We start from the raw sequence: 7,773 nt of genomic DNA, 5'->3' as shown, positions 1-7,773 counted from the left end.
GATGTCCGCTTCATACAACCGGTCCAGGTGGCGTCCGAGTGCGTCGTCATTGAACCAAGACGCCTGCAAACCTGGACGAAGCAGTTGATCTAAATCCTGCTCCGCGGCCCATTTGTCCACGTTCATCAAGGCATTTCGGCCGCTCAGCATGTCGAGCACTAGTAATTGGACGGCTTCGCCAGCAGTCGTTCGGCATTGCCGATCCACCGGCACGTGTTCATCGATTTTCCGGCGCAATCCCAGATCGTTCAGGATGCCGCTGAGTAACGGCAGATAACCGACTTCATAGAAATTTTCCATTTGCATGTTCATCATCCGCTCCCGACCCGACTCTCGATTCTATGACTCTAGCATACACCAAAATTCGCCATTTTCAGAGTCGTAGGGGTGCGGAATGTGAGTGATAAACAAGAGTTCATCCATCAGCCGCACACAATCCCATCAACCGGCGAAACCAAAACTGTGAACGAAATGACTGTGCGTGAGTTGAGGGAAGTTAAAGCAGAATTAAGCAAATGAAAAAACACCTATACGCAGCGGTATAAGTGCCTTTATTATTGGCTCAATCTAAAATACAATAATGAACTCCTCATCCATAATCCTTATGGTAGTATACTCGTCTAACGCGGAGCGCATCGCTGGCAGCGATGAGGTCAGGGGTTCGATCCCCCTAGGCTCCATACATCAAAACACGGATCATTGGATCCGTGTTTTTCTTTTGGTCCAAAGGCCGAGTGAACCCCTGATAAGGGTTCAGACCGCGTACAAAGAGCGAAGCGAAACTCCGGGGTCCCTACAAAGTAGTCGGAATATGCCTCAAAGTTTGGCTTCGCTTTGTGGAGGAAGAAACGGCATGGAAATTTACCGCTGCGATCGGCTTATTAAATCCCTTATGGATAAAGGAAAATCCTAAAAAAATAATAGGGTCTTGACAGAAAAAACACCCCTTTGTTTGGTGAAATTGTGGATGACTCGGTTCTTCGGCGAAACCGCAGCAAAAAGCGGAATTACTTGCCCGTGTGTTCGACCATACGACAGGGCGTTTTGTCAAAGGCTTCAACATGCTGACGTTAGGCTGGTCCGATGGGTTAAGCTTTGCACCGATTGACTTTGTCATGCTGTCTTCAGCCAACACGTGGTTTTCTGTTATATCACATGTTCAATAAACTTCCTTCAAAAGCCCATAAACTTCATCTATCGTCAGGCCAAAGGATTTGTAATAGGAAGTATCAATAACCATCTGATTCAAGATCATTTCATTGCGCTTTTGAAGCATCTCATCGGGTGAGAGATCAGCGACAAAACATCCTTTGCCGGTTACGGTATAAATCAAACCATGCCGTTCGAGTTCTTCCCATGCTTTTTTGACGGTAATGATACTAACTCGAAGCTCCGTAGCCGCTTGTCGTATGGGTGGCAAACTATATCCATTCTCTAGTTCACCCTTGAGAATTTGTGCGCTGATTTGTTCAAATAGCTGCTGATAAATGGGTTTATCAGATGTGTTCGAAATCGCTATGTTCATTATATTTCCACTTTCTCAAACCGTTTGTTGGCAATATGATAAGCGATTATCGTAAATATCGCAAATATCGCGAAGCCCGTAATCAGAATAGAAAGTTGAATGGCCAAATTGTCAGCACCCGTTCCTTTGAGAAGATCAAACACAAACGAATTTTGTATGCCGAGCCACTCTGCACCCCCGGCAAACAGTATAGCAGCTGCAATGGCTACAAATGCTGGAGCACCGTATTTATACGCCGTCTTGTAATACATGGAGATAAAAATAATGTTAAAAATGGCCAGCATGACGAAACAAAGTCCCCAGAAACCAAAGGAGGGTGCGAAGAAAATGTATTTCAGATTTGGATACAGACGTAGCGTCATTACGCCATAGAGCATGGCAACAACAATATGAATCAGCTCCAGGATTACAATAACAGACACCCTTGCTCTTACAATATCTTTTTTGGTTACAGGCATCATACTTGAAAATACTAAATCGTTCTGATTTTTATAGCCTGCAAACATGTTTGGTATCGTAATAAAACAAAAGTAAAGGATGACAAGGAAATATAACCATCCGGGAATCAGCATTAAAGCGCCTGTCAATAAAGGCATAATATAAAAGAAAGGACTTACGCCTAACTTTAATTCTTTCATTAATAAGTTATACATAGATATCCTCCTTCTTCGAGCAGTAGATCATGATCTCCTCCAGATTCGGTACGGATGATTTAATATCTGTCGATGGATCAAAGTCTTTTGTATGGATTAAGCCTGTGAAGCCAAAAGAATTTGTTTTGTAGGCGATTAGTTCGTTTTTGACCCGATCCAATTGCTCCTTCTTACCATTCAACAAGCGATACGTATCGATAAATTCTTCCTTTTCCGCACTGTTGATAATTTGTCCGTTATGGATATAGGTAATATAATCTGCACATTTTTCCAAGTCTGAAGTGATGTGAGTTGAAAAAAGGATGCTGATCTCGCCATCTTGCACCAGCTCCTGAAAAATATCCAGCAGATTGTCTCTGGCAATCGGATCAAGTCCGCTTGTCGGTTCATCCAGAATAAGAAGCTTGGCGCCGTGAGATAAGGCTAGGGCCAAGCTGTATTTTACTTTCATGCCGGTTGATAATTCGGCTATTTTTTTGTCTTCAATTAAGTTAAATTTTTTCAAATATTTATAATAGGTTTCATCATCCCAATTCGAATAGAACCTTTTGATCACATTCGTTAACGTTTTGATTTTGCTGCGTGTATAAAAGTTGATATCTCCAAATGCAGAGCCAATGTTTTGTTTCAATTCAACTTCATGCTCGGCCATGTTCTTGCCCAAAATATGAATTTCGCCGCTGTCCATACGTATCAAATTCAAAATGGATTTGATGGTGGTTGTTTTTCCCGCACCATTGGCTCCGATAAATCCCATAATATAACCCTTTTCCAGTTGAAAAGATATGTTTTTTAATTGAAAATGTTCGTATTTTTTATTTACATTTTTGATATCCAATGCGAGCATATCGTATCCTCCGCTTCTAAATTGTGTATATCGTGCATGCACAATATATCACCAACAATATTGTTATGTCAATATCGTTTTATCAAATCCGTATTTCTTCACTGACGGATTTTGTCGATTATCGGATGATTCTATCGAATTTGAGAGAATTTTGAGAGAACCGTCAGGTAGAATACATGGGAACTGATCAAGGCAGAAGCCGTGCGCATTTTAATCTTTCGTGTGGAATTCAAATCAACAATTTATGAAAGGCGAGTGAAAACAACATGATCAGACGCAGTATATCTTTATTAACGGTATTATTTCTGTTAACGGGAATCATCCCTGCCTTTGCAGCAGTAACTAATCCTCTTGGCAATTGGAGTCTGCGGAGTCCGATGCCAACGTACCAAACTCTGAATAGTGTTGTATACGGCAACAGTATGTATGTGGCTGTGGGCGATATGGGAACGATTGTGACTTCCCCTGACGGCGTGAGCTGGACAAATCGGTCCCCCGTTAGCACAAGCACCCTTTATGGCGTTACCTACAATTCCGGAAAATATGTGGCGGTAGGAGTCAGCGGCACGATCCTGACCTCCACGGACGGTGTAACCTGGACACGCCAAACATCGAACCAGTCAACAACGATTTATAGTGTCACCTACGGCAGCGGCAAGTTTGTAGCGGTAGGCGCTAATGGAATGGCGCTAACCTCTACGGACGGAGTGAGTTGGAACAGTCATTCTTCGGGTACTACCGAGTGGTATACGACCGTCTCCTACGGCAACGGCAAGTTTACTGCGGCAGGAGGACGAACGATTGTAACCTCCAGTGACGGAGTGAGCTGGACCAGCAGCTCATCCGGGGCAAGCTCCGGTACTTATTTATATGGCACTGCCTATGGGAACGACAAATATGTGGCGGTAGGCGACAAAGGTACAATAGCGACCTCCACCAACGGAACCAGCTGGACAAGCACCGCCTCGGTCAATGGGATTAATACTACATTTAAGAGCGTCATCTATATAAACGGTCAGTTTGTGGTGGTAGGATTCAATGGCACGGTTATGACCTCCTTGGACGGTATAAGCTGGAATACCGTCTCATCCAACCAAAGCTATAGCTTTTATGCCGTCACCTTTAACAATGGTATGTATGTCTCTGTGGGATACGTGGGGATGATTCGAACCTCCAGCGATGGAACGAACTGGACTAGTCGTACAGAAGGCACTCTAAATACATTGAATGCCGTCGCCTACGACAACGGCAAGTATGTGGCGGTGGGAGCCGGTGGAGCCGTGATGACCTCCGATGACGGAGTGAGCTGGAACAGCAGCGCATCAGGTACGATTAACAATTTAAAAAGCGCCGACTACGGCAACGGCATACATGTAGCGGTGGGCAGCCTCGGAACGATAGTCACCTCCAGCGACAGAGCCAGTTGGACAAGTGCCGCGTCGAATACAACGAACGAGCTCAATGGCGTAACGTTTGGCGGCGATAAGTATGTGGCGGTTGGGAACAGTGGTACGATTCTGACCTCCGATGATGCGGGGACCTGGACAAGCGTCACATCCGGCGTCACGAATTCACTTCGGGGGATAGCCTTTGGCAGCGGCAAATATGTGGCGGTCGGGGACTCAGGAACGATAGTGACTTCCAGCGATGGAGCAGCCTGGACAAAAGTAACGATCAGCGCTACGAATTCATTTACTAGCATCACATACGGCAACGGTATGTATGTGGCAGTGGGTTATTCCAGAGTCATTATGACCTCGAGTGACGGGGAAATATGGACAACAGCCACATCAGGAACTCCATTCGGTCTTGGCAGCGTGGCCTATGGCAACGGCTTGTATGTAGTCGTAGGGGCGGCGGGAATTGTATTGGTCTCCAGCGACGGGGTTACTTGGACAATCGGCAATTCGGGAGCCCCAGCTTATATGACGGGCGTGGCCGGCGGCAGCGGCATGTTTGTGGAGGTCGGTGGCAACGGCATGATTTTGGCAGCTGAAACGGTACTGAATGCACAGAATAACCGGATCATCGCCAGCAAGAATAGTACCGCTGAGGGAGATCAGGTCGAGCTGACCGCTATAGGAGACCGGCAGCTGGCGGCAGGCTTGGAGCCAGGATCCGAAAAATATATCCCGACCGTCTGGACATCTACGGAGAGTGGCCAAACAGGAACGTTCAGTTTATCCGGTGCTAGTTACAAATCGACTTATACCCCGCTGGCAGCGGGCGATTATACGGTTACAGCGACTTTCTTAAAGCAGACATGGGACGGAATCAGGTGGGTGAATACCGCAATAACGGACACGAAAACGACAACCGTCACGGTGAACGTGCAGGTCGACGCACAATCGCCAATCATCAGCACACAACCGGGAAACCAGTCGGTGAGTGTCGGAGACATCGCGAGTTTGAACATAATGGCTGCCGTAAGCGACGGAGGAACGCTGAGCTACCAGTGGTACAGCAATACGACCAATAGCACGAGTGGTGGTACAGCAATCGATGGTGCAACAAGCGCATCGTATTCAGCGCCGACAAACGGAGCGGGCACGACGTACTACTATGCGGTAGTAACGAACACGAACAACAGCGTCACAGGCAGCAAGACGGCAGCAGCAACGAGCAGCGTGGCCGTAGTAACGGTGAACGGGACATCGATCTATTCCATTGCCCCGATTGCCAATCAAACGGCCGTTCCGCTTGTGGAGGGTTACGCATCGGGTTCGCCGGAAACATTATCCATCGAGATAACTAATACCGGCACAGGCCATTTAACCCATTTGACAGCAGCGCTTAACGGTGCAAACGCTAACGATTTTGTGATCACGCAGCCCAATCCGACATTAAACAGCGGTGCGCCGGCTACAAGCTTTACGGTAAAAGCCAAAGACGGCTTGACTGCAGGCACTTATACGGCAACGGTAACGGTGTCGGCAGACCAGATGACGGATGTGACATTTACTGTTACTCAGGTGGTGAGCTTGCCAAACACTACGCATCCGCTATACCTTACGGCTTCCGGAGGGGATCGTCAGATTGCATTACATTGGAACACGGTTTCCGGAGCGACTTATTATAACCTGTTCATGTCGACGGTCTCGAATCCAGTTAGCTATACATCCATTGCTACTGTGAGTGGCTCTACCTACAACGTGCATAACCTGACTAACGGCACAACTTATTACTTTATCGCGAAAGCAGGCAATCTGGGAGGCTGGATCGCGGAATCCAATCAGGCATACGCGACACCGGCAACCGCTCCGGAGCTGCCGTCAGACGACACCGGCAACAGTGGAGTCCAGACGCCGTCCGTGCCTGTAACCCCGCCGACAACGGATAACACGAAAGCCAATGTCGACGTGCTCGTAAACGGTAAATTAGAGAAGGCGGGAACCGCATCCACGACCAGACGGAACGATCAAACCGTAACTACGATAACCATTGATCCGAAAAACCTGAATGACAGGCTTGCACAGGAAGGACAACGTGCGGTCGTAACGATTCCGGTAAACGCCAAATCTGATGTAATCGTTGGGGAACTGAACGGCCAAATGATTAAAAACATGGAAAACAAGCAGGCCGTACTAGAGATCAAAACGGATCGGGCAACGTACACCTTGCCTGCTCAGCAAATCAACATGGATTTCATTTCCAATCAACTGGGCAATTCGATCGACTTGCAGGATATTCAGATCCAGATCGAAATTGGATCACCTGCAGCGGAGTTGGTGAGGATCGTGGAGAATGCGGCAGACCAAGGTTCGTTTACATGGGTTGTACCGCCAATAGATTTTACGGTGAAAGCTGTACACAAGGGAGTAACAATCGCAGCTTCGAAGTTTAATGCCTACGTGGAACGAACCATTACGATTCCAGACGATGTCGATCCGACTAAAATTACAACGGGAGTCGTTATCGAACCGGACGGAACGGTACGTCATGTACCGACGAAGATCGTTGTACGAGACGGCAACTATTATGCGATAGTGAACAGCTTGACCAACAGCCTATACTCCGTCGTGTGGAATAAGGTGGAGTTTCAAGATGTAAGGAACCATTGGGCGAAACATGCGGTAAACGATATGGCGTCGCGAATGGTCATCAGCGGTATCAGCAAGGACGAGTTCAGCCCCGATCGCGACATTACCCGCGCTGAATTTGCGGCCATCATCGTTCGCGGCTTGGGCTTAAAGCCGGAGACCCAAGAATCGCCGTTCGAAGATGTGCAAACGACGGACTGGTACAGCGGCGTAATCCATACCGCCTACGAGTATAAGCTGATCGATGGCTTTGAGGACAAAACGTTCCGCCCGAATGACAAGATCACACGGGAGCAAGCGATGGTGATTCTGGCTAAGGCGATGACCATCACCGATCTTAAAGCAAAACTTCCTGCAAGTGCAGCAGAACGTACGATCCTTGCCTATCAGGATGCGTCGGATGCATCCGCTTGGGCGCTTGGCAGCATTGCCGACATTATTCAAGCGGGAATCGTGTCCGGAAGAAACGGTGCTGAACTGGCGCCCAAAGCGTATATTACGAGAGCTGAAGTAGCGACCATCTTACAAAGACTGCTCCAACAATCGGATTTAATTTAAGTTGTTTTTCTAAGCTGTAACTAGATCGTTCGGGCTATTCTGCAACAGTAGCGCATGCTGCTGCAGGATAGCCTTGTTTTTTAGATATCGGATTTGAAGATTACAGATCAGAGAATATAGAAAATAAGTCCTTTGCCCTCGGCGGCAGTC

Annotated in this window: 6 protein-coding genes, 1 tRNA gene and 1 pseudogene; 4 read left to right on the top strand and 4 right to left on the bottom strand. The window is 47.3% G+C overall.

The annotated features are described in order from the left end of the window. Positions 1–306: DUF4277 domain-containing protein (locus IDH45_RS32050; RefSeq protein ID WP_449583426.1), on the bottom strand; the 306-nt coding region annotated here is incomplete at its 3' end. Positions 307–396: 90 nt separating this feature from the next. Here IDH45_RS32050 and IDH45_RS34860 point away from each other — a divergent pair. The 3 genes and pseudogenes from IDH45_RS34860 to IDH45_RS32040 all read left to right on the top strand — a co-directional run. Then, complete coding sequence (locus IDH45_RS34860; protein WP_263364911.1) at positions 397–519, top strand: hypothetical protein; 123 nt, start codon at positions 397–399, stop codon at positions 517–519. A 38-nt stretch (positions 520–557) separates the two neighbouring features. Continuing rightward, a tRNA-Ala gene (locus IDH45_RS32045) sits at positions 558–680 on the top strand. Between the two features lie 280 nt (positions 681–960). Beyond that, positions 961–1,130, top strand: a pseudogene (locus tag IDH45_RS32040) (IS4 family transposase); the annotation flags it as partial. 29 nt (positions 1,131–1,159) lie between these two features. On the opposite strand, the gene IDH45_RS32035 reads toward IDH45_RS32040, so the two are convergent. Genes IDH45_RS32035 through IDH45_RS32025 form a run of 3 tightly spaced genes read right to left on the bottom strand, consistent with a single transcriptional unit; the run spans position 1,160 to position 3,025 of the window. Continuing rightward, a complete protein-coding gene (locus IDH45_RS32035; protein WP_190932223.1) occupies positions 1,160–1,525 on the bottom strand; it encodes a GntR family transcriptional regulator in 366 nt (121 codons plus the stop codon). After that, positions 1,525–2,178, bottom strand: a complete 654-nt coding sequence (locus tag IDH45_RS32030) for an ABC-2 transporter permease (RefSeq protein ID WP_190932222.1) — start codon at positions 2,176–2,178, stop codon at positions 1,525–1,527. The genes IDH45_RS32035 and IDH45_RS32030 overlap by 1 nt, the downstream gene beginning before the upstream one ends. Then, entirely contained in the window at positions 2,171–3,025 is an 855-nt protein-coding gene (locus IDH45_RS32025; protein ID WP_190932221.1) for an ABC transporter ATP-binding protein, read from the bottom strand. The genes IDH45_RS32030 and IDH45_RS32025 overlap by 8 nt, the downstream gene beginning before the upstream one ends. Positions 3,026–3,402: 377 nt before the next feature. On the opposite strand from IDH45_RS32025, the gene IDH45_RS34500 reads away from it, so the two are divergent. Further along, positions 3,403–7,623 carry an S-layer homology domain-containing protein gene (locus tag IDH45_RS34500; protein ID WP_223837203.1) on the top strand — a complete coding sequence of 1,407 codons (4,221 nt, stop codon included), beginning with the start codon at positions 3,403–3,405 and terminating at the stop codon, positions 7,621–7,623. Positions 7,624–7,773: the final 150 nt, after the last annotated feature.

The sequence above is a fragment of the Paenibacillus oceani genome (assembly GCF_014705615.1).
Taxonomy (GTDB): Bacteria; Bacillota; Bacilli; order Paenibacillales; family NBRC-103111; genus Paenibacillus_AB; species Paenibacillus_AB oceani.
Note: the sequence above shows the minus strand (reverse complement) of the source record. Positions and strands in the feature narration are given on the sequence as shown.

What these genes read in the sequence shown, in the direction of transcription:
- IDH45_RS32035 (WP_190932223.1), bottom strand. Translation starts at nt 1,525, where the DNA reads ATGAACATAGCGATTTCGAACACATCTGATAAACCCATTTATCAGCAG.
- IDH45_RS32030 (WP_190932222.1), bottom strand. Translation starts at nt 2,178, where the DNA reads ATGTATAACTTATTAATGAAAGAATTAAAGTTAGGCGTAAGTCCTTTC.
- IDH45_RS32025 (WP_190932221.1), bottom strand. Translation starts at nt 3,025, where the DNA reads ATGCTCGCATTGGATATCAAAAATGTAAATAAAAAATACGAACATTTT.
- IDH45_RS34500 (WP_223837203.1), top strand. Translation starts at nt 3,403, where the DNA reads ATGCCAACGTACCAAACTCTGAATAGTGTTGTATACGGCAACAGTATG.